Annotated in this window: 29 protein-coding genes; 3 read left to right on the top strand and 26 right to left on the bottom strand. The window is 64.1% G+C overall.

Annotated features, from left to right (window positions below; all coding sequences use genetic code 11):
* Positions 1-65 precede the first annotated feature (65 nt).
* The 25 genes from rplQ to IV088_RS20290 form a co-directional block, all read right to left on the bottom strand.
* A complete protein-coding gene (gene rplQ / locus IV088_RS20410) occupies positions 66-461 on the bottom strand; it encodes a 50S ribosomal protein L17 (protein ID WP_236962610.1) in 396 nt (131 codons plus the stop codon).
* A gap of 73 nt (positions 462-534) precedes the next feature.
* Positions 535-1,521, bottom strand: coding sequence for a DNA-directed RNA polymerase subunit alpha (gene rpoA, locus IV088_RS20405; protein WP_077329699.1), 987 nt, complete (start codon positions 1,519-1,521; stop codon positions 535-537).
* Between the two features lie 93 nt (positions 1,522-1,614).
* Positions 1,615-2,238: a 30S ribosomal protein S4 gene (rpsD, locus tag IV088_RS20400; RefSeq protein ID WP_291105743.1), complete on the bottom strand. Its 624-nt coding sequence runs from the start codon at positions 2,236-2,238 to the stop codon at positions 1,615-1,617.
* A gap of 164 nt (positions 2,239-2,402) precedes the next feature.
* Positions 2,403-2,807 carry a 30S ribosomal protein S11 gene (rpsK, locus tag IV088_RS20395; protein WP_077329695.1) on the bottom strand — a complete coding sequence of 135 codons (405 nt, stop codon included), beginning with the start codon at positions 2,805-2,807 and terminating at the stop codon, positions 2,403-2,405.
* Positions 2,808-2,825: 18 nt separating this feature from the next.
* Complete coding sequence (gene rpsM / locus IV088_RS20390) at positions 2,826-3,191, bottom strand: 30S ribosomal protein S13 (RefSeq protein ID WP_077329693.1); 366 nt, start codon at positions 3,189-3,191, stop codon at positions 2,826-2,828.
* A 23-nt stretch (positions 3,192-3,214) separates the two neighbouring features.
* Entirely contained in the window at positions 3,215-3,328 is a 114-nt protein-coding gene (gene rpmJ / locus IV088_RS20385; protein ID WP_066157211.1) for a 50S ribosomal protein L36, read from the bottom strand.
* Positions 3,329-3,369: 41 nt separating this feature from the next.
* A complete protein-coding gene (gene infA / locus IV088_RS20380; protein ID WP_291105740.1) occupies positions 3,370-3,588 on the bottom strand; it encodes a translation initiation factor IF-1 in 219 nt (72 codons plus the stop codon).
* 16 nt (positions 3,589-3,604) lie between these two features.
* Positions 3,605-4,912, bottom strand: a complete 1,308-nt coding sequence (gene secY / locus IV088_RS20375) for a preprotein translocase subunit SecY (protein WP_236962613.1) — start codon at positions 4,910-4,912, stop codon at positions 3,605-3,607.
* A 23-nt stretch (positions 4,913-4,935) separates the two neighbouring features.
* Complete coding sequence (gene rplO / locus IV088_RS20370) at positions 4,936-5,367, bottom strand: 50S ribosomal protein L15 (protein ID WP_291105737.1); 432 nt, start codon at positions 5,365-5,367, stop codon at positions 4,936-4,938.
* A gap of 16 nt (positions 5,368-5,383) precedes the next feature.
* Positions 5,384-5,566, bottom strand: a complete 183-nt coding sequence (gene rpmD / locus IV088_RS20365; RefSeq protein WP_056268982.1) for a 50S ribosomal protein L30 — start codon at positions 5,564-5,566, stop codon at positions 5,384-5,386.
* Positions 5,567-5,577: 11 nt separating this feature from the next.
* A complete protein-coding gene (rpsE, locus tag IV088_RS20360) occupies positions 5,578-6,096 on the bottom strand; it encodes a 30S ribosomal protein S5 (RefSeq protein WP_056268984.1) in 519 nt (172 codons plus the stop codon).
* Between the two features lie 18 nt (positions 6,097-6,114).
* Positions 6,115-6,480 carry a 50S ribosomal protein L18 gene (gene rplR, locus IV088_RS20355; RefSeq protein ID WP_077329683.1) on the bottom strand — a complete coding sequence of 122 codons (366 nt, stop codon included), beginning with the start codon at positions 6,478-6,480 and terminating at the stop codon, positions 6,115-6,117.
* An 11-nt stretch (positions 6,481-6,491) separates the two neighbouring features.
* Positions 6,492-7,025 (bottom strand): 50S ribosomal protein L6, encoded by a 534-nt coding sequence (gene rplF / locus IV088_RS20350; RefSeq protein WP_236962616.1) that lies wholly within the window; start codon positions 7,023-7,025, stop codon positions 6,492-6,494.
* Positions 7,026-7,049: 24 nt separating this feature from the next.
* Positions 7,050-7,445 carry a 30S ribosomal protein S8 gene (rpsH, locus tag IV088_RS20345; RefSeq protein ID WP_177137285.1) on the bottom strand — a complete coding sequence of 132 codons (396 nt, stop codon included), beginning with the start codon at positions 7,443-7,445 and terminating at the stop codon, positions 7,050-7,052.
* 18 nt (positions 7,446-7,463) lie between these two features.
* A complete protein-coding gene (rpsN, locus tag IV088_RS20340; RefSeq protein ID WP_077329677.1) occupies positions 7,464-7,769 on the bottom strand; it encodes a 30S ribosomal protein S14 in 306 nt (101 codons plus the stop codon).
* 8 nt (positions 7,770-7,777) lie between these two features.
* Positions 7,778-8,317, bottom strand: coding sequence for a 50S ribosomal protein L5 (gene rplE / locus IV088_RS20335; protein WP_159603317.1), 540 nt, complete (start codon positions 8,315-8,317; stop codon positions 7,778-7,780).
* 2 nt (positions 8,318-8,319) lie between these two features.
* On the bottom strand, positions 8,320-8,640 hold the full coding sequence (gene rplX / locus IV088_RS20330) for a 50S ribosomal protein L24 (RefSeq protein ID WP_056268996.1): 321 nt from the start codon (positions 8,638-8,640) through the stop codon (positions 8,320-8,322).
* 9 nt (positions 8,641-8,649) lie between these two features.
* Positions 8,650-9,018, bottom strand: coding sequence for a 50S ribosomal protein L14 (gene rplN, locus IV088_RS20325; RefSeq protein ID WP_056268999.1), 369 nt, complete (start codon positions 9,016-9,018; stop codon positions 8,650-8,652).
* A gap of 210 nt (positions 9,019-9,228) precedes the next feature.
* The gene (locus IV088_RS20320; protein ID WP_291105735.1) at positions 9,229-10,815 is read right to left on the bottom strand and encodes a glycerol-3-phosphate dehydrogenase/oxidase; all 1,587 of its coding nucleotides are present in this window, start codon (positions 10,813-10,815) and stop codon (positions 9,229-9,231) included.
* A gap of 73 nt (positions 10,816-10,888) precedes the next feature.
* A complete protein-coding gene (locus tag IV088_RS20315; RefSeq protein ID WP_291105733.1) occupies positions 10,889-12,622 on the bottom strand; it encodes an ABC transporter substrate-binding protein in 1,734 nt (577 codons plus the stop codon).
* A 102-nt stretch (positions 12,623-12,724) separates the two neighbouring features.
* Entirely contained in the window at positions 12,725-13,033 is a 309-nt protein-coding gene (locus IV088_RS20310; protein WP_291105732.1) for a DUF2160 domain-containing protein, read from the bottom strand.
* 117 nt (positions 13,034-13,150) lie between these two features.
* Complete coding sequence (locus IV088_RS20305) at positions 13,151-13,963, bottom strand: carbohydrate ABC transporter permease (RefSeq protein ID WP_291105730.1); 813 nt, start codon at positions 13,961-13,963, stop codon at positions 13,151-13,153.
* Positions 13,960-14,850 (bottom strand): sugar ABC transporter permease, encoded by an 891-nt coding sequence (locus IV088_RS20300; RefSeq protein WP_291105729.1) that lies wholly within the window; start codon positions 14,848-14,850, stop codon positions 13,960-13,962. Before IV088_RS20300 ends, IV088_RS20305 begins: the two co-directional genes overlap by 4 nt.
* Positions 14,847-15,920: an ABC transporter ATP-binding protein gene (locus IV088_RS20295; protein ID WP_291105728.1), complete on the bottom strand. Its 1,074-nt coding sequence runs from the start codon at positions 15,918-15,920 to the stop codon at positions 14,847-14,849. Before IV088_RS20295 ends, IV088_RS20300 begins: the two co-directional genes overlap by 4 nt.
* Positions 15,917-16,999, bottom strand: a complete 1,083-nt coding sequence (locus IV088_RS20290; protein ID WP_291105727.1) for an ABC transporter ATP-binding protein — start codon at positions 16,997-16,999, stop codon at positions 15,917-15,919. The genes IV088_RS20295 and IV088_RS20290 overlap by 4 nt, the downstream gene beginning before the upstream one ends.
* A 155-nt stretch (positions 17,000-17,154) precedes the next feature.
* Between IV088_RS20290 and IV088_RS20285 the strand changes: the two genes are divergently transcribed.
* From IV088_RS20285 to proC, 3 genes are all read left to right on the top strand, one after another.
* Positions 17,155-17,919 carry a DeoR/GlpR family DNA-binding transcription regulator gene (locus IV088_RS20285; protein ID WP_291105725.1) on the top strand — a complete coding sequence of 255 codons (765 nt, stop codon included), beginning with the start codon at positions 17,155-17,157 and terminating at the stop codon, positions 17,917-17,919.
* 154 nt (positions 17,920-18,073) lie between these two features.
* A complete protein-coding gene (gene glpK, locus IV088_RS20280) occupies positions 18,074-19,642 on the top strand; it encodes a glycerol kinase GlpK (RefSeq protein WP_291105724.1) in 1,569 nt (522 codons plus the stop codon).
* Between the two features lie 179 nt (positions 19,643-19,821).
* On the top strand, positions 19,822-20,649 hold the full coding sequence (gene proC, locus IV088_RS20275; RefSeq protein WP_291105723.1) for a pyrroline-5-carboxylate reductase: 828 nt from the start codon (positions 19,822-19,824) through the stop codon (positions 20,647-20,649).
* On the opposite strand, the gene IV088_RS20270 is transcribed toward proC, so the two are convergent.
* The coding region (locus IV088_RS20270; protein WP_291105722.1) for a 4-hydroxybenzoate octaprenyltransferase at positions 20,650-21,395 on the bottom strand (746 nt) is incomplete at its 5' end. It abuts the gene before it with no gap.

The raw sequence follows: 21,395 nt of genomic DNA, 5'->3' as shown, positions 1-21,395 counted from the left end.
ACCTTTGGGTTATGAGCCCAACGAGCTACCAGGCTGCTCCACTCCGCGTCAAGCCTTGTATTCTATCACGCTTTCGCGTCATCTGCCGCCGGAGCAGCCTCTTCTGCGCGGTCCACCAGTTCGACGAGCGCCATCGGAGCGTTGTCGCCCACGCGGTAACCCATCTTCAGGATGCGGGTGTAACCACCGGGACGCGCGGCAAAGCGGGGGCCCAGTTCGTTGAACAGCTTCACAACCACATCGCGGTCACGCAGGCGGTCAAATGCCAGGCGGCGGTTGGCCACGGTGGCCACCTTGGCCAGGGTGATCATGGGTTCGACCACACGGCGCAGCTCTTTGGCCTTGGGCACCGTGGTCTTGATGACTTCGTGCGTGAGCAGCGAGTTCATCATGTTGCGCAGCATGGCGAGGCGGTGCTCGCTGGTGCGGTTGAGTTTGCGAAGTCCGTGTCCGTGACGCATTTCATGTTCCTTTCAGTGTTTTGCCCCCAGCCGGATCAGGTACTGGGAGTTCGTCCGACTTTGATCGACGGGATCAGTGTTTGTCGAGACCGGCCGGCGGCCAGTTTTCGAGCTTCATACCCAAGGTGAGACCGCGCGATGCGAGCACTTCCTTGATTTCGTTGAGCGACTTGCGACCCAGGTTGGGGGTCTTGAGCAGCTCGTTCTCGGTGCGCTGGATCAGGTCACCGATGTAATAGATGTTCTCGGCCTTGAGGCAGTTGGCCGAACGAACCGTGAGTTCCAGCTCGTCCACCGGACGCAGCAGGATCGGATCAAACTGCTGCGAGCTGCGCTGGGCAGGCGCGTCGAAAGCGGAGAGTTCCACACCTTCGAGCTGCGCGAACACCGCGAGTTGCTCCACCAGAATCTTGGCCGATGCACGCACGGCTTCTTCGGGGCCGATGGAACCGTTGGTCTCGATCTCCAGCACGAGCTTGTCCAGATCGGTACGCTGCTCGACGCGAGCGCTCTCAACGGTGTAGCTCACGCGCTTGATCGGCGAGAAAGAGGCGTCGAGCACGATGCGACCCAGCGAGCGAGACTGGTCGTCGTTGCGACGCAGGCTGCCCGGCACGTAACCACGGCCTTTTTCCACCTTGATCTGCATGTCCAGCTTGGCACCGGCCGACAGCGTGGCAATCACGTGACCGGGATTGACGATTTCCACGTCGTGCGGGGTCTGGATGTCCGCAGCGGTGACCAAGCCTTCGCCGTCCTTGCGCAGGCTCAGCGTCACCTCATCGCGGTTGTGCAGTTTGAAGACCACACCCTTGAGGTTCAGGAGCATGTTGACCACGTCTTCCTGGACGCCGTCAATGGAAGAGTACTCGTGCACCACACCAGCGATGGTGACCTCGGTCGGCGCATGGCCGGCCATGGAGGAGAGCAACACGCGACGCAGGGCGTTGCCCAGGGTGTGACCATAGCCACGCTCGAAGGGCTCCAGGGTCACCTTGGCGCGGTTGGTCGACAGTTGCTCGACGTTGATGGTTTTGGGCTTGAGCAGATTGTTCAACATTCAGACTTCCTTCAGTACCCTCGGCTCGTTACACCGATAAGGCAGACGGAGCATGGCCCGGCCACCACCCTCAGGCGGAGGCCGGGAACGAAATTAACGGGAATACAGTTCGACGATCAGCGATTCGTTGATGTCGGAGCCAAACTCGTCGCGGTCGGGCGATTTCTTGAACACGCCCTCGGCCTTGTCGGAGGCCACGTCCACCCAAGCGGGGAAGCCAATCTGTTTGGCCAGCTCCAGGGCTTCGGTCACTCGAGCCTGCTTTTTGGACTTTTCGCGCACAGCGATCACATCGCCGGCCTTGACCGAGTAGGACGGAATGTTCACGGACTTGCCGTTGACCGTGATCGCCTTGTGCGACACGATCTGACGCGCTTCAGCGCGGGTCGAGGCGAAGCCCATGCGGAAGACCACGTTGTCGAGGCGGGCTTCGAGCAGGAACAGCAGGTTGGCGCCGGTGTTGCCACGGCGGCGATCGGCTTCCGCGAAGTAACGGCGGAATTGACGCTCCAGCACGCCGTAGGTGCGCTTGACCTTTTGCTTCTCGCGCAGCTGCAGGCCGAAATCGGACGTGCGCTGACCCGAGGTGCGACCGTGCTGGCCGGGCTTGGAGTCGAACTTGGCCTTGTCGCTGATCGAGCGGCGGGCGCTCTTGAGCAACAGGTCGGAGCCTTCACGGCGGGAAAGTTTGGCCTTGGGGCCGAGGTAACGTGCCACGTTGATGTCCTATGGTTTACTGCCGCAACCAAGATGTCGCGGGAGCCGTCCTTCGCAAAGGATGGCGGTGGGCTTAGCAAAAAATGCCACCGCAGGCGACTGCGGTGGCGCTCAAAAAAGCTTTTGATTGTACCGCGTGAGCGGCAGCACCGAAAAACGGTGGATCAGATGCGGCGACGCTTCTGAGGACGGCAACCGTTGTGGGGCACCGGGGTCACGTCAGCAATGGAATTGATGCGGATGCCCAGCGCGCCCAGAGCGCGCACCGAGGACTCGCGACCTGGACCGGGGCCCTTGATCTCGACGTCCAGGTTCTTGATGCCTTGTTCAATGGCGGCACGGCCAGCCACTTCCGATGCCACCTGGGCAGCGAACGGGGTGGACTTGCGCGAGCCCTTGAAGCCCTGACCACCCGACGATGCCCACGACAAAGCATTGCCCTGGCGGTCGGTGATGGTGATGATGGTGTTGTTGAACGACGCGTGCACGTGCGCGATGCCGTCAGCAACGTTCTTGCGAACCTTCTTGCGAACGCGAGCGGATGCGGCGCTGGAGGGAGACTTGGCCATAAGGGTCCTTCAATCCGATTATTTCTTCAGCGACTGGGCGGCCTTGCGGGGACCCTTGCGCGTGCGAGCGTTGGTCTTCGTGCGCTGACCGCGAACCGGCAGACCACGGCGGTGACGGAAACCACGGTAACAACCGATGTCCATCAAACGCTTGATGTTCATCGTGGTTTCACGGCGCAGATCACCTTCGATCGTGTACACGCCGACCTGGTCACGGACTTTTTCGAGTTCCGCGTCGTTCAGATCCTTGATCTTCTTGGTGTAGTCGATACCGCAAGCCTCGCAAATCTTGCGGGCGCGTGTACGGCCGATGCCAAAAATTGCCGTCAAGCCGATTTCGGCGTGCTTGTGCGGCGGAATGTTGATGCCTGCAATACGAGCCATGTTGGGTCCTCTGAACTTCCGAATCAGCCTTGACGCTGTTTGTGGCGCGGGTCCGTGCAAATGACTCGCACGACGCCCTTGCGCTTGATGATCTTACAGTTGCGGCACATTTTCTTGACCGACGCCGAAACTCTCATAGTCTTCTCCTAGATATTCAAAACATTCAACCTCTGACCTGTCACTTCGCGCGGAACACAATCCGCGCCCTGGTCAGGTCGTAGGGCGTGAGCTCCACTTTGACCTTGTCACCCGGCAGGATCCGGATGTAATGCATCCGCATCTTGCCGGATATGTGGCCCAGAACCACATGTCCGTTCTCCAGCTTGACCCTGAAGGTCGCGTTGGGCAGGTTCTCAAGCACCTCCCCTTGCATCTCAATCACATCGTCTTTAGACATATGACCAGAAGCCGGATCAATTCTTAAAACTGGCCTTTTTCAACAATGACTCGTATTGCTGCGACATCATGTAGTTTTGAACCTGTGCCATGAAATCCATGGTGACCACCACGATGATCAACAACGATGTGCCGCCAAAGTAGAAAGGCACGTTGTATTTCAGGATCAGGAACTCGGGCAACAAACAGACGGCGGTGATGTAAATCGCACCAGCCAACGTCAGTCTCAACAAAATCTTGTCGATGTAGCGGGCCGTCTGGTCGCCCGGGCGAATCCCGGGAATGAACGCGCCACTCTTCTTCAGGTTGTCCGCGGTTTCACGGCTGTTGAACACCAGTGCCGTGTAGAAGAAGCAGAAGAAAACAATGGCCGCTGCGTACAACGCCACGTAGATCGGCTGCCCCGGTGACAAGGCCGAAGCGATGTCACGCAACCAACGGGTCGAGTCACCGGTGCTCACCCAGCTGACCACCGTGGTCGGCAACAGGATGATGCTGGACGCAAAGATCGGAGGGATCACCCCAGCCATATTCAGCTTGAGCGGCAGGTGCGAGGACTGGCCGCCATACACCTTGTTGCCCACCTGACGACGTGCGTAATTGACCAAGATCTTGCGCTGGCCACGCTCAACAAACACCACGAAGTAAGTCACCAGGACGACCAACGCGATGATGAAGATCGACACCAGAATGTTCATGGCGCCGGTGCGGACCAACTCCAGCAATCCACCGATGGCACTGGGAAGGCCTGCAGCAATGCCTGCAAAGATCAGGATCGAGATGCCGTTGCCCAAGCCACGCTCGGTGATCTGCTCACCCAGCCACATCAGAAACATCGTTCCGGCCACCAGGCTGACCACAGCGGTCAGGCGGAAACCCATCCCGGGGTCGATCACCAGACCGGCTTGACCTTCCAATGCAAGGGCAATGCCCGTCGCCTGAAAGATGGCCAATGCCAAGGTGCCATAGCGGGTATACGACGTGATCTTGCGCCGACCTGCTTCGCCTTCCTTCTTCATTTGCTCAAACGTGGGCACCACGTAGGTCATGAGCTGCATGATGATCGAGGCAGAGATGTACGGCATGATCCCCAACGCGAACACGGTGAACCGTGAGAGCGCGCCACCGGAGAACATGTTGAACAAACTCAGGATGCCGCCCGCCTGGCCCTTGAACAGTTGTTCGAGTTGTGCGGGGTCGATGCCGGGCACGGGAATGTGCGCACCGATGCGGTACACCACCAGCGCCAGAAGCAGGAACACAAGCCGGCGACGCAAGTCACCGAACTTGCCTGTCTTGGCCAGGGTAGGGGAGGCAGTTGCCACAGCGTTCTTCCGCTCGCGTCCGATCAGGCCAGCGTACCGCCAGCGGCTTCGATCGAGGCCTTGGCACCAGCGGTGGCGCCAATGTTCTTGAGCGTGACTGCGCGCGTGATTTCGCCGGTCTTGATGACCTTGACGCGCTTGGCCAGGTGAGCAACGAGGCCCGCCTGTTTCAGCACCAAGATGTCCACTTCCGGGACATTCAGGGCGTTGATGTCAGCCAAGGTCACTTCGGCGTTGAACTGAAGCTGCGCAGATTTGAAGCCGCGCTTGGGCAGGCGACGCTGCAGAGGCATTTGACCGCCCTCGAAGCCCACCTTGTGATAGCCACCCGAACGCGACTTTTGGCCCTTGTGACCGCGACCGGCGGTCTTGCCCAGGCCAGAGCCGATACCACGGCCCACGCGACGCTTGGCGTGTTTGGCGCCTTCTTGGGGCTTGATGCTATTGAGTTCCATGTCTTGTGACTCCGGTTCAGAGTACCTTGACCAGGTAGCTGATCTTGTTGATCATGCCGCGCACGGCAGGCGTGTCCTGCAGCTCGCTGGTGCTGTTGAGCTTGCGCAGACCCAGGCCGCGCACGGTGTCGCGGTGGGATTGCTTGGTTCCAATGGGGCTGCGCACCAGTTGGACCTTGACGGTATTTTGAGTGGTCATGATCGCTCCAATCAACCCAGGATGTCTTCGACGGACTTGCCACGCTTGGCAGCCACGTCGGACGGGGTGGTTGAATTCTTCAGTGCGTCCAGCGTGGCACGCACCAGGTTGTAGGGATTGCTCGAGCCATGGCTCTTGGCCACGACGTCGGTGATGCCGAGCACTTCAAACACAGCGCGCATCGGGCCGCCGGCAATGATGCCGGTACCTTTGGAGGCGGGCAGCATCATGACGTTGGAAGCGCCGTGTTCACCGTGCACGCTGTGGTGCAACGAACCGTTCTTCAGCGACACCTTGATCATGTTGCGACGGGCCGCTTCCATGGCCTTCTGTACGGCCACCGGCACTTCACGCGCCTTGCCCTTGCCCATGCCCACGCGGCCATCGCCGTCGCCGACGACGGTCAGTGCTGCGAAACCGAGGATGCGACCGCCCTTGACCACCTTGGTCACACGGTTGATCGCGATCATCTTCTCGCGCAAACCGTCTTCGTTCGCTTCGTTCTTGATGTTTGCCGTAAATTTAGCCATTTTGTGTATTCCGTTTGATCAGAACTGCAGACCGGCTTCACGGGCCGCGTCTGCCAGGGCTTTCACCCGGCCGTGGTAAGCAAAACCGGAGCGGTCAAACGCCACTTTCTCGATGCCTGCGGCTTTGGCCTTTTCAGCGATGCGCTTGCCAACCAGGGCGGCAGCAACGGCGTTGCCGCCCTTGCCAGCGCCGCCGATCTGGGCACGCACTTCTGCTTCGGCCGTCGAAGCCGATGCCAGCACCTTGGAGCCGTCGTCGGAAATGACGCTGGCGTAGATGTGCAGGTTGGTACGGTTCACGGTCAGGCGGACAGCGCCCTGCTGCGCAATGCGGATGCGCGTCTGGCGGGCACGACGGAGACGTTGCTCTTTTTTGGTCAACATGATCCTGATCCTTATTTCTTCTTGGTTTCCTTGATCGTGATCTTCTCATCCGCATAACGGATGCCCTTGCCCTTGTAGGGCTCGGGGGGGCGCACTGCGCGCACCTCAGAAGCGATCTGACCCACGCGCTGGCGGTCCGATCCCTTGATCAGGATTTCGGTCGGCGTCGGGGTTTCCACCTTGATGCCGGCTGGCATGTCCATCACCACAGGGTGCGAATAGCCGACCGTGAGGTTGAGCTTGGCACCTTGGGCCTGGGCTTTGTAGCCCACACCGATCAGCGTCAGCTTCTTTTCGAAGCCCTTGCTCACACCATTGACCATGTTGTTCACCAGCTGACGCATGGTGCCGGACATGGCGTTGGCTTCGCGTGACTCGTTCACCGGGGTGAACGACAGCGAACCCGCGTTGTTTTCCACCTTGACCAGCGCGTTCTGCGCCAGCGCCAGGGCACCGAGGGCGCCTTTGACGTTGATCAGGTTGTCTTTGACGGCCACTTCCACCCCGGCTGGGACAGAAACGGGCAACTTTCCAATACGTGACATTTCAGTAGCTCCTCAATGCCCGCATCAGGCGACGTAACACAGGACTTCACCACCGACACCGGTGGCGCGTGCCTTGCGGTCGGTCATCACGCCCTGGGGCGTGGTGACGATCGCCACACCCAGGCCGTTTTGAACCTGGGGGATGGCGTTGCGACCACGGTAGACGCGCAGGCCAGGACGGCTGACGCGCTCGATGCGCTCAATCACAGGGCGACCAGCGTAGTACTTGAGAGCAATCTCAAGCTCGCTCTTGCCATCATTGCTCTTGACCTGGAATCCGTCGATGTAGCCTTCGTCCTTCAGGACCTGGGCAATCGCGGCTTTGACCTTGGAGGCCGGCATCGTCACGCTGGCTTTTTCAACCATCTGCGCGTTGCGGATGCGGGTCAACATGTCAGCGATAGGATCACTCATGCTCATTTGTGGTTCTCCTAGTGCTTACCAGCTGGCTTTGGTGATGCCGGGAATTTCACCGGCAAAAGCCATTTCACGGACCTTGGCACGGGCCAGGCCGAAGTGGGCGAAGGTGCCACGCGGACGACCGGTGATCTCGCAGCGGTTGCGCTGACGGGTCGGGTTCGCGTTGCGGGGCAGTTTCTGCAGCGCCAGACGGGCTGCATCACGCTCTTCGTCGGAATGCTTGGCGCTGGTCGAAACCGACTTGAGCTCAGCGTATTTCTTGGCGAACTTGGCTGCGAGTTTTTCGCGCTTGATTTCGCGTTGGAGTAGTGCTTGTTTAGCCACGCGCCACCTCAGTTCTTGAACGGGAAACGGAAACCAGCCAGAAGAGCCTTGCACTCTTCATCGTTCTTGGCGGTCGTCGTGATGCTGATGTTGAGACCGCGCAAGGCGTCAACCTTGTCGTACTCGATCTCAGGGAAAATGATCTGTTCCTTGACGCCGACGTTGTAGTTGCCACGGCCGTCAAAAGAACGACCGGAGATACCACGGAAGTCGCGCACACGGGGCAGGGCCACGGTGACGAAACGGTCCAGGAATTCGTACATCTTGGCGCCGCGAAGCGTCACCATGCAACCGATGGCCTGCTGCTCGCGGATCTTGAAACCGGCGATCGCCTTGCGAGCCTTGGTCACAACAGGCTTCTGGCCGGCGATCTTGGTCAGGTCGCCCACGGCGTTGTCCATGACCTTCTTGTCGGCAACGGCTTCGCTCACGCCCATGTTCAGCGTGATCTTGGTGATGCGGGGCACCTCCATGATCGACTTGTAGCCGAACTTCTCCACCAGGCTCGGCGCGATGGTGTCGCGGAAAATGTCTTGCAAACGTGCCATGGTCATGCCGCCTTGATTTCTTCGCCGCTGGACTTGAAGACGCGCACTTTTTTGCCGTCAGCCAGGAGCTTGATGCCCACGCGATCTGCCTTGCCCGTGGCGCCATTGAAGATGGCGATGTTGGACTGGTGGATGGGCATGGTTTTTTCGATAATGCCGCCGGTCACACCCTTCATGGGGTTCGGCTTGGCGTGCTTCTTGACGATGTTCACGCCTTCGACGAGCACCTTGCTGTCGTCGGCACGGAGCACGACCTTGCCGCGCTTGCCCTTGTCGCGACCTGCGATCACGATGACTTCGTCACCACTGCGAATCTTGTTCATGATGATTCCTCAGAGAACCTCGGGCGCCAGCGACACGATCTTCATGAACTTTTCGGTGCGCAGCTCGCGCGTCACCGGTCCGAAGATGCGGGTGCCGATGGGCTCCAGCTTGGCGTTGAGCAACACTGCTGCGTTGCCGTCGAATTTGATGAGAGCGCCGTCTTGACGACGGATGCCCTTGGCGGTGCGAACCACCACAGCGTTGTAAACCTCGCCTTTTTTGACGCGGCCACGGGGCGCTGCTTCTTTGATGGTGACCTTGATGACGTCGCCCACGCTGGCGTAACGCCGCTTGGAGCCGCCGAGCACCTTGATGCACATCACGGACTTGGCGCCCGTGTTGTCGGCAACATCGAGTCGAGATTGCGTTTGGATCATTTGATTTAAGTCCCAACTTGAATCCCTTCAGCCACCACGGCCGAAAGTGATCAGTCTTGGGCCCGTCGTTGCCGGTCGCGATGGCCTGCAGGCTTGCTGCTCACCAGATCACAACCAGCGTCGCTGGGCGGATACCTTCGCTTTTTGGAGCGAAGCCACGGATTATTGCACTGCGTTACTCGCTTGTCAACCGACTATTGTGTTTTGCACTCAAAAATGTGTGCCCGCTGGCAGATAGTGAACGCACAGCGCCTCGAAACGGTCCAGGGCCGGTGCGGTGCAGCGCTCGTCTTCCAAGATCGCCGCCACCGCAGGGGCCATCAACGCAGCCCTTCTTGCGTCGAGGAACAGGGCGCGCCATCGACGGGCCAGGACGTCCTCCACAGTGTGTGCGTGCTCACATCGAACCGCATGCCGAACCATGGCCTCGGTCAGACCCAGGCCCAGGTCGCGCGCAACGCCCGGGCACCGGGCCACCTGAAGCGCTCGGTTGCCATAGATGTGGGGGCCAGGCGCCTGGTGCAAAGGCGTGGTGGGGGTTGACGCGTCGGGTGCGCCGACCAGGGTGTGGTGTTCGCTCAATCCGCCTGCGCGCGCGGGCAACAGCCCACCGGCGAAACAACGCTCGAGCACGTCCTCGGCCATGGCACGGTAGGTGGTCCATTTGCCACCGGTGACCGTGACCAGCCCGTTGCCGTCGACCACGATGGTGTGCTCGCGCGACAGCACCTTGGTGCCGCCTTCGGCGGTGGATGGCGGCGCCACCAGAGGGCGCAGGCCCACCCAGATGCTGCGGATGTCCTCGGTGCGAACCGGGCGGCTCAGCACCAGGCCCGCCTCGCCCAGGATGAAATCGAGCTCCTCGGAAAACGCCTGGGGCTCGCGCGGCAGGTCCTGGCGTGGCGTGTCCGTGGTGCCGAGGATCAGCTTGCCCAGCCAGGGCACGGCGAACAGCACCCGGCCGTCGCGCGTCTTGGGCACCAGCAAGGCGTGGTCACCTGGCATGAATTCGCGGTCCACCACCACGTGCACCCCCTGGCTGGGGCTGACCATGCGCTCGGGCAGCGGGTCCTGGCCCACCCGGCAGGCCTTGGCGCGCAGGTCGTCCACCCAGACCCCGGTCGCATTCACCACACACCGGGCCCTGACGCGGTGAAGATCGCCGGTGAGCACGTCACTCACCTCGAGCTCGGTGAGGGCGGGCGAGACCTCGGGCAGGCGCCGGATGCCCGTGACCTGCGCGTAGTTGACCACCCGGGCACCAGCGGCCTCTGCGGTGAGCGCCAGCGCCAGCGCCAGACGGGCGTCGTCAAACTGACCGTCCCAGTAGCGCACACCACCACGCAGCCCTTGCGGGTTGACGCCGGGCAGCGCGGCCAGGGTCTCGGCCCGCGACAGGAAGGCGGTGCGCCCCAGGCCGGCGCGACCGGCCATGAGGTCATACAGCTTGAGCCCGGCGCCATAGAACGGTGTCTGCCACCAGCCGTAGGACGGCATGACAAAGGGAAGTGGCTGGGCCAGGTGGGGCGCGATGCGCAATACCGTAGCGCGCTCGGCCAGGGCCTCGCGCACCAGGGCCACGTTGCCCTGGGCCAGGTAGCGCACCCCGCCATGCAGCAGCTTGGTGGAGCGGGAAGAGGTGCCGCCGGCGAAGTCCTGCGACTCCAGCAAGGCGACTGAGAAACCACGCAGCGCTGCATCAAGAGCAACGCCCAGCCCGGTGGCGCCGCCGCCGACCACCACCAGGTCGAAAACAGCTTGCGGGGCCAGCGATTGGAGCAGTTCTGCGCGTGTCATGAATCAGGGGGTGACCGCATGCGCCGCGGGGCGCATGCGGTGGGTTGCAACAACTCAGCTCAACCAAGGCACATCAACGTGCCTTACCAGCCTTCCAGGCGTCCAGCAGGGACTGGTAGGCGATGGTTTCGCCCTTGGGCTTCTCGTTGGCCAGCTTGGCCCACGGCGCCTGCTTGGCGCTCAGCCACTTGGCGGCGTCTTCCTTCTTGTTGAGCTTGGGCGCGCACTTGGCCATGCCGGCGCGCTCCAGGCGGGCCATCACGTCGTCCATCTCCTTGGCCAGGTTGTCCATCGCGCCCTGCGGGGTCTTTTCACCCGTCACGGCCTGGGCCACGTTCTTCCACCAGAGCTGCGCCAGCTTGGGGTAGTCGGGCACGTTGGTGCCGGTCGGGCTCCAGGCCACGCGCGCCGGGCTGCGGTAGAACTCGACCAGGCCACCCAGCTTGGGTGCCATGTCGGTCATGGCCTTGCTCTGGATGTCGGACTCGCGGATCGGGGTCAGGCCGACCATGGTCTTCTTCAGGCTGGTCGTCTTGGCGGTCACAAACTGGGCGTAGAGCCAGGCGGCGGCGGTCTTGTTGGCGTCGTGGTCCTTGAAGAAGGTCCACGAGCCCACGTCCTGGTAGCCGTTCTGCATGCCCTGTTTCCAGTAGGGGCCGTTGGGGCCGGGGGCCATGCGCCACTTCGGCGTGCCGTCGGCATTCACCACCGGCAGGCCGGGCTTGGTCATGTCGGCGGTGAAGGCGGTGTACCAGAAGATCTGCTGCGCGATCTGGCCCTGGGCGGGCACGGGGCCGGCTTCGCCGAAGGTCATGCCCGAGGCTTCCTTGGGCGCGTACTTCTTCATCCAGTCCACGTACTTGGTCAGCGCGTAGACGGCGGCCGGCGAGTTGGTGGCGCCGCCACGCTCGACCGAGGCGCCCACGGGCGTGCACTTGTCGTCGGCGACGCGGATGCCCCATTCGTCGATCGGCAGGCCGTTCGGAGCGCCAATGTCGGCGGTGCCGGCCATCGACAGCCAGGCGTCGGTGAAACGCCAGCCCAGCGACGGGTCCTTCTTGCCGTAGTCCATGTGCCCGTAGATCGCCTTGCCGTCGACCTGCTTCACGTCGTTGGTGAAGAACTCGGCGATGTCTTCGTAGGCCGACCAGTTGAGCGGCACGCCCAGGTCGTAGCCGTACTTGGCCTTGAACTTGTCCTTGATGTCCTTGCGGTCGAACAGGTCGGCGCGGAACCAGTACAGGTTGGCGAACTGCTGGTCGGGCAGCTGGTAGAGCTTCTTGTCGGGGCCGGTGGTGAAGCTGGTGCCGATGAAGTCCTTGATGTCCAGCCCGGGGTTGGTCCACTCCTTGCCTGCGCCGGCCATGTAGTCGGTCAGGTTCATGATCTTGCCGTAGCGGTAGTGCGTGCCGATCAGGTCGGAGTCGCTGATCCAGCCGTCGTAGATCGACTTGCCCGACTGCATCGAGGTCTGCAGCTTCTCGACCACGTCGCCTTCCTGGATCAGGTCGTGTTTCACCTTGATGCCGGTGATCTCGCTGAACGCCTTGGCGAGCGTCTTGGACTCGTACTCGTGGGTGGTGATGGTTTCGGACACCACCGAGATTTCCTTCACGCCCTTGGCCTGCAACTTCTTGGCGGCGTCAATGAACCACTTCATCTCGGCGGTCTGCTGGTCCTTGCTCAGCGTCGAGGGCTGGAACTCGGCGTCGATCCACTTCTTGGCGGCGGCCTCATCGGCCCACGCTGCCTGGGAACCCACGGCGCAGGCGGCTGCCAGCGCGAGGGTGGAGTAACGGAACTTCATGAATGTCTCCTTCTTTCGGGTGGGTGAATGTGTAGCTGCCCCGCATGGCGGTGGGTGACCACGGCCCCGGGGCAGCGCCGGGCCGTATTCCCTCGAAAACATTCAGCCCTTGCGCATCACCAGGGCCAGCGCGACCATGGACAACACGAAGCTGATCCAGATGCTCGGCTCCTCGGACAGCGAGAACCACTCCGCAAAGTGGCCCGACAGGCCAACGAAAGCCAGGTTGATGTAGGCCGCACTCAGCAGGCCGATGAAGAGCCGGTCGCCGCGCGTGGTGGCGATCGGCAGAAAACCCTTGCGCATCGTGGTGGGCGACTTGAGCTCCCAGAACGTCATGCCCGCGAGCATGAACACGATGCAGGTGAAGAAAACCGCGACCGGCAAGGTCCAAGCCATCCAATCAAACATTCGAAATCTCCAGAACGGTTCGGGTACAAGCCCGCCCCACCGAGGCCGCCGCGGAACCGGCTTTGCCGGGCCGCCAGCGGCGCCCCTTGGGGGGTCGCGCGAAGCGCGGCGGGGGGGTCATACCCTCCCCATGGCGAAGCCCTTGGCGATGTAGTGACGGACGAACCAGATCACGATCGCGCCGGGCACGATGGTCAACACGCCAGCCGCGGCCAGCGTGGCCCAGTCCATGCCGCTGGCACTGACCGTGCGGGTCATGGTGGCTACGATGGGCTTGGCGTTGACGCTGGTGAGCGTGCGCGCCATCAGCAGCTCGACCCAGCTGAACATGAAGCAGAAGAAGGCCGCCACGCCCACCCCGGCCTTGATCAGCGGCAGGAAGATGGTGATGAAAAAGCGCGGGAAGCTGTAGCCGTCGATGTAGGCGGTCTCGTCGATCTCGCGCGGGATGCCCGACATGAAGCCTTCGAGAATCCACACCGCCAGCGGCACGTTGAACAGCAGGTGCGCCAGCGCCACCGCGATGTGCGTGTCCATCAGCCCCACCGTCGTGTAGAGCTGGAAAAACGGCAGCAGGAACACGGCCGGCGGCGTCATGCGGTTGGTCAGCAGCCAGAAGAACACGTGCTTGTCGCCCAGGAAGCTGTAGCGCGAGAACGCGTAGGCGGCTGGCAGCGCCACGGTGAGGGAAATCACCGTGTTGATGGCCACGTAGATCAGGCTGTTGATGTAGCCCGAGTACCAGCTCTCGTCGGTGAAGATCAGCTTGTAGTTGTCCCAGGTGAAGGCCTGGGGCCACAGGCTGAAGCTGGAAACGATTTCTTCGTTGGTCTTGAAGCTCATGTTGACCATCCAGTAGATGGGCAGCAAGGCAAAGACCAGGTACGCGATGAGGAACAGCGTCCTCTTTTTGAATCTGCGATCGTTCACGATTGCACCTCTTTCTCTGCTTCGCCGAGGCGTTGCATCCAGTTGTAGAGCACGAAGCAGAACAGCAGGATGATGAGGAAATAGATCAGCGAGAAGGCCGCGGCGGGGCCGAGGTCGAACTGGCCAACCGCCTTCTGCGTCAGGTACTGACTGAGGAAGGTGGTGGCGTTGCCGGGGCCGCCGCCGGTGAGCACGAAGGGCTCGGTGTAGATCATGAAGCTGTCCATGAAGCGCAGCAGCACCGCGATCATCAGCACGCCGCGCATCTTGGGCAGCTGGATGTAGCGGAACACCGCGAACTTGCTGGCGCCGTCGATGCGCGCGGCCTGGTAGTAGGCGTCCGGGATGCTGCGCAGGCCGGCGTAGGCCAGCAGCGCCACCAGCGGCGTCCAGTGCCACACGTCCATCAGCAGCACGGTCAGCCAGGCGTGGGTGGCGTCGCCGGTGTAGCTGTACTCGATGCCGAGGTTCTGCAGCGTGTGGCCCATGAGGCCGATGTCGGCGCGGCCGAAGATCTGCCAGATGGTGCCCACCACGTTCCACGGGATCAGCAGCGACAGCGCCACGATCACCAGCGTGGCCGAGGCCTTCCAGCCGTCGGCCGGCATGGACAGCGCCAGCGCGATGCCCAGCGGGATCTCCACCAGCAGCACGGCGCCAGAGAACTTCAGCTGGTTCCACAGCGCGGCGTGCAGGTCTTCGTCGCGCATCACGGCGGCAAACCACTCGGTGCCGACGAACACGCGGCGCTCGGGCGAGATGATGTCCTGCACCGAGTAGTTCACCACGGTCATCAGCGGCAGGATGGCCGAAAAAGCCACGCAGACCAGGACCGGCAGGATCAGGAACCAGGCCTTCTGGTTGACGGGTTTGGTTGTCACGCTCATGCGATGAGCTCCTCGTTCTTGTAGAAGCAGGTGTGTTCACCCACCACCTGCAGACCCACGGCGGCACCGACGGCCGGCAGGGCCGCATCGGGCGCCAGCCGGGCCTTCACCGCCTGACCCGCCGCCTCCAGCGTCACCAGGAAGTAGGTGCCGATGTCCTGCACCTGGCGCACGGTGGCGGGCAGCGTGCCGGTTGTGCCCTGGGGGCCGATCACCAGGTACTCGGGGCGGATGCCCAGGCGCAGGTCGCCTTCGGGCAGCAGGCGGCCGCTCTCGCTCAGGGAGCGGTCGGCGACATTCACCTGACCACCGCGCACGCTCACTGGCAGGAAGTTCATGCCCGGGGAGCCGATGAAGTGACCGACGAAGGTGTGGGCCGGGCGCTCGAACAGCGCGTCGGGCGTGCCCAGCTGCACCACCTTGCCGCGCGTCATCACCACCACCTGGTCGGCGAAAGTCAGGGCCTCGACCTGGTCGTGCGTCACGTAGATCAATGTGAGCTTCAGCTCGTGGTGGATCTGCTTGAGCTTGCGCCGCAGCTGCCACTTCAGGTGCGGGTCGATCACGGTCAGCGGCTCGTCGAACAGCACCGCCGACACGTCGGGCCGCACCAGGCCTCGGCCGAGCGAGATCTTCTGTTTCTGGTCGGCGCTCAGGCCGGCCGCGCGCATGTCGAGCTGGTGGCTCATCTCCAGCATCTCGGCGATCTGGCCCACGCGGGTCTTGATCTGCTCGGCCGGCACTTTGCGGTTCTTGAGCGGAAAGGCCAGGTTCTCGGCCACGGTCATGGTGTCGTAGATGACCGGGAACTGGAACACCTGGGCGATGTTGCGCTGCTGCGGCGTGGCACGGGTCATGTCCTGGCCGTCGAACTTCACCGTGCCGTGCGAGGGCACGAGCAGGCCCGACATGATGTTGAGCATGGTGGTCTTGCCGCAGCCCGAGGGACCCAGCAGCGCGTAGGCGCCACCGTCTTCGAAGCTCATCTTCAGCGGCAGCAACGCGTAGTCGCCGTCGGCCTTCGGGTTCGGCTTGTACGAGTGGGCGAGGTCGAGATCGATGCGACTCATTGGGACACCTCCCGGCGCTCAGGGGCGAACAGCAGATCGCCCGCGTCATTGAAGGCATAGACCTGCGCGGGGTTCACGTACAGCGTGATCGCGCTGCCCAGCGCGAAGTCGTGCACGCCGGTGAGCTGGGCCACGATCTCGCCGACCGCCGTGTGCACGTGGACAAAGGTGTCGGAGCCGGAGATTTCGGCCAGCTCCACGGTGCCGGGCAGAGCCACGTCGCCGGGGCGGGCCGCCACGCGCACGGCGCTGGCGCGCACGCCCAGGGTCAGCGCGCGGCTGGCCTGGTGCGGCAGGGTCACCGCCAGCATCAGGCCGCCGCTGAGACGCGCGCCACCCTCGGCGACCTCGGCCGCCAGCAGGTTCATCGGCGGGTCGCTGAAGGCCCGCGCCACGCGCAGCGAGTTGGGGCGGTGGAAGACCTCGGCCGTGGGGCCGTACTGCAGCAGCTCGCCCGCGTCCATCACCGCCGTGTAGCCACCCAGCAGCAGGGCTTCGCCCGGCTCGGTGGTGGCATAGATGACGGTGGAGTCGCCGGCGGCGAACAGCTGGGTCAGCTCCTCGCGCAGCTCTTCGCGCAGCTTGTAGTCGAGGTTCACCAGGGGTTCGTCGAGCAGCATCAGCGGCGCGTTCTTGGCCAGCGCGCGCGCCAGCGCCACACGCTGCTGCTGCCCGCCCGAGAGCTCGGCGGGCAGGCGATCAAGAAAGATGTCGATGTGCAGCCGCACGGCCAGCTCGCGCACCCGGCGCTGGATGTCGGCCCGGGACTGGCCACCGAGCTTGAGCGGCGAGGCGATGTTGTCGAACACCGTCATCGAGGGGTAGTTGATGAACTGCTGATACACCATGGCCACGTTGCGCTCGCGCACCGGCATGCCGGTCACGTCGCGCCCGTCCACCAGCACGCGGCCCGTGGTCGGCACGTCGAGGCCGGCCATGATGCGCATCAGGCTGGTCTTGCCCGCCTGCGTCGCACCCAGCAACACCGTGACGGCGTCTGGCGCGGGGATCAGGCTCATGGGATAGAGGTGGGCCGAGGGCCCGACCGTCTTGCCCACTTGCTCCAGGGATAACTGCATGGATCGTCCAGAAAAGGGCCCAGGGCCGTTGTTTTGTTTTCGTTTCGGCGATTCTATTGTTCGTTTATGTTCTTGTTGGTTCGGTATTTACCCTTAAACGGCGATTTTCCTTTTCCGTTATGTTCGGGTGATCGTGTTTCCGACCGCTGTCCCTCATGAACCTGGCCCCCCGACACACCCTGCTGCTGGACGTGGTGCGCGCCCACGGCCCACAAACCATTGAGTCCCTGGCCGAGCGCTTCGGCGTGACCCTGCAGACGGTGCGCCGCGACGTGCAGCGCCTGGCCGAGGCGGGGCTGCTCTCGCGCTTTCACGGCGGCGTGCGCCTGCCGGGTTCGACCACCGAAAACATCGCCTACCGGCAGCGCCAGGCGATGGAGTCCGAGGCCAAGGCGCGCATCGCGCGGGCCATCGCGCAGCGCGTGCCCAACGGCTGCTCGCTGATCCTCAACATCGGCACGACCATCGAGGCCGTCGCCCACGAGCTGCTGCACCACCGGGGGCTGCGCGTGATCACCAACAACCTGCACGTGGCCGCGCTGCTGAGCACCAACCCGGATTGCGAGGTGATCGTGGCCGGCGGCCTGGTGCGCGGCGCCGACCAGGGCATCGTGGGCGAGGCCACGGTGGACTTCATGCGCCAGTTCAAGGTCGACATCGGCCTGATCGGCATCAGCGGCATCGAGGCCGACGGCACGCTGCGCGACTTCGACTACCGCGAGGTCAAGGTGGCGCGCACCATCCTCGAACAGTCGCGCGAGGTCTGGCTCGCGGCCGACCGCAGCAAGTTCAACCGGCCGGCCATGGTGGAGCTGGCGCGGCTGAACGAGGTGGACGTGCTGTTCACCGACGCGCCGCCACCGGCGCCGTTCGACACCCTGCTGGCCCAGGGCGACGTGGAGTGCGTGGTGGCAGATTGATGGAAGCCCCCCCGCGCCGCTTCGCGTCACCCCCCTCAAGGGGGGCGGCACTGGCCGTCCGGCGAAGCCGGCCCGGCGGTGCCCTTGGGCTCAGGCACTTCACTCCTCGGCGCCTTGACATCGACACGTTCCCCACGAAAAAACGGATAGCACCATGACTTACCTGCTGGCCCTGGACCAGGGCACCTCCAGTTCGCGCAGCATCGTGTTTGACCAGGCCGGCCGCGTGGTCGCGATGGCGCAGCGCGAGTTCCGCCAGATCTATCCGCAGCCCGGCTGGGTCGAACACGACCCACGCGACCTCTGGACCACGCAGCTGGAGACCGCGCGCGAAGCCCTGGCGAAAGCAGGCCTGAAGGCCAGCGACATCCGCGCCGTGGGCATCACCAACCAGCGCGAAACCACCGTGGTGTGGAACCGCACAACCGGCGAGCCCGTTTACAACGCCATCGTCTGGCAGGACCGCCGCGCCGAAGCCACCTGCGTGGCGCTGCGCGAGCGCGGCCTGACCGACACCGTGCTGCAGAAAACCGGCCTGCGCATCGACGCCTATTTCTCGGGCACCAAGCTGCAGTGGATCCTCGACCACGTGCCCGGCGCGCGGGCCCAGGCCGAAGCCGGTGAGCTGGCCTTTGGCACGGTGGACAGCTGGCTGATCTGGCAGCTCACCGGCGGCGCGGCCCACGTGACCGACCACAGCAACGCCGCGCGCACCATGCTGTTCAACGTGCACACGCAACGCTGGGACGACGAGCTGCTCGCGGCCATGACCATCCCGGCCGCGATGATGCCCACCGCCCTGCCCTCCAGCGCCCATTTCGGCGAGGTACGCCCCGAGTGGCTGGGCGCGCCGCTGGTGATCGGCGGCGTGGCCGGCGACCAGCAGAGCGCGCTGTTCGGCCAGGCCTGCTTCCAGGCCGGCATGGCGAAGAACACCTACGGCACCGGCTGCTTCATGCTGATGCACAACGGCGAGCGATTCCAGACCAGCCAGAACGGCCTGATCACCACCCTCGCCGCGCAGCCGTCAGGCAACCAGTCGTTCGCCGGGCCGCCCCAAGAACGACTGCACCCCCTTGGGGGGTCTGGCGAAGCCAGGGTTGGGGGTAAACCCCTTTACGCCTTCGAGGGCAGCGTCTTCATCGGCGGCGCGGTGGTGCAGTGGCTGCGCGACGGCCTGCGCGCCATCCAGTCCAGCAGCGAGGTGCAGGCGCTCGCCGAGAGCGTGCCCGACGCGGGCGGCGTGGTGCTGGTGCCGGCCTTCACCGGTCTGGGCGCGCCCTACTGGCAACCCGACAGCCGCGGCAGCATCACCGGCCTCACGCGCGGCAGCACGATTGCCCACATCGCGCGCGCCGCGCTGGAAAGCATCGCCTTCCAGAGCGCCGCCCTGCTCGACGCAATGAGCCGCGACGCCGTGGCCAGCGGCGGCGTGCCGGTCAACGAGCTGCGCGTGGACGGCGGCGCCTGTGTCAACGACCTGCTGATGCAGATCCAGGCCGACCTGCTGGGCATCCCGGTGGTACGGCCCGCCGTGATCGAGACCACCGCGCTGGGCGCGGCCTACCTCGCGGGCCTGCACACCGGCGTGTACGCCGGGCTGGACGAGCTCTCGAAACAGTGGCGCGCCGAGCGGGTGTTCCACCCGACGCTCTCGCGAGAACACGCCGCAGAAAAAATGGCGAAGTGGGAGCACGCGGTGCGCCAAACCACGGCGGCGTAGCCGCCCCCCCCCCCCCCCCCCCCGCGCCGCGGGCTTAGAACCACCCCCGCCGCGCTGCGCGCGACCCCCTCAAGGGGGCGATGCGAGTGGCCCGGCGAAGCCGATTCCACCGCATCCTCGGAGGGGGCACATCGCGCCGGACGCACGGTCCTTGGTTGGCCTCGGGCGACAATCTCGGCATGAACACCTCCACCCACCCCATCATCACCTTCATCGGCGGCGGCAACATGGCCAGCGCCATCATCGGCGGCCTGGTCCGTCAGGGCCACCCGGCCAGCGCCTTGCAGGTGGTCGAGCCCTGGGACGAGCAGCGCGCGCGGCTGGCGCAGCAGTTCCCGGGCATGACCGTGCTGCCGGCCGCCAGCGCCGACCTGCAGTCCTCCGACCTCGTGGTCTGGGCCGTGAAGCCGCAGACCTTCAAGGAGGCCGCGCTGGCCGCCGGCCCCTTCCTGGGCCAGGCCCTGCACCTGAGCGTGGCCGCCGGCATCACCAGCGAGAGCATGGCTGGCTGGCTGCAGACCCAGCGCATCGTGCGCGCCATGCCCAACACGCCCGCGCTCGTGGGCCTGGGCATGACCGGCCTGATGGCGCGTCCCGCCGTGTCGGCGGACGACCGCGCGCTGGTCGAGCGTGTGGTCCGCACCACCGGCGAGCTGGTGTGGGTGAACGTGGAAGCGGACCTGGACGCGGTGACCGCGATCTCGGGCTCCGGCCCGGCCTACGTGTTCTATTTCCTGGAGGCCATGCGCGACGCGGGCGCGAAGATGGGCCTGGCGCCCGAGGTGGCGCAGCAGCTGGCCATCGGCACCTTCCTCGGCGCGGCCACGCTGGCGCAACGCTCCAGCGATCCGCTGCAGACCCTGCGCGAACGGGTCACGTCCAAGGGGGGCACGACCTATGCGGCCATCACGTCGATGGAAGCGTCGAACATGAAGGCACTCTTTGAAAAGGCCCTGGTCGCCGCTCAGACCCGCGCCGCAGAACTGGGAGCCGAGTTCGGCAAGTGATCAAACGGCAAGCACCACGCCCACAAACACCGTGAACCCCAGCCAGTGGTTGAGGCGGAAGGCCTTGAAGCAGCCGTCGCGCGTGCGGTCCTTGATGAGGCGGAAGTGCCAGACCACCTGGGCCAGCGCCACCAGCAGCATGGTGCCCCAGACCACCGGGTGGAGCATGCCCCACAGTGCTGCGGTCCAGGTGCCCAGGAACACCAGGTAGAAGGCGGTGACGGCCGGCACGTCGGCGTCGCCGAGCGTGATGGCCGAGGTCTTCATGCCGATGCGCAGGTCGTCGTCGCGGTCCACCATCGCGTACTCGGTGTCGTAGGCCAGCACCCAGAACAGGTTGCCCGCCATCAGCACCCAGGCCAGCGGCGGCACGCTGTGCCAGACGCCGCTCCAGAAACCGGGTGACGTCCACGGCGCAGTGCCACCGAACAGCTCCAGCGCCGGGCCGCCGTTCACCGCCGCAAACGCCATCGGAATGCCGAAGCTGAAGGCCACACCCAGCACCGCCTGCGGCATGGACACATGGCGCTTCGCATACGGGTAGATCAGCGCCAGCACCAGACCCAGGAACGACCAGGCGATGGTGGCGACGTTGGTGGTGAGCACCAGCAGGAAGGCCGCGAACGCCAGCACGGCGCCCACGACCAGGGCCTCCTTCACACCCACGCGCCCGCTGGTCACCGGGCGCTGCGCCGTGCGCTTGACGTGTTTGTCGAACTCGCGGTCGGCCACGTCGTTGACGCAGC

The organism is Hydrogenophaga sp. (assembly GCF_018780075.1).
Taxonomy (GTDB): domain Bacteria; phylum Pseudomonadota; class Gammaproteobacteria; order Burkholderiales; family Burkholderiaceae_C; genus Hydrogenophaga.
The sequence above is the reverse complement of the archived record's forward strand: the minus strand, read 5'-3'. Positions and strand labels throughout refer to the sequence as shown.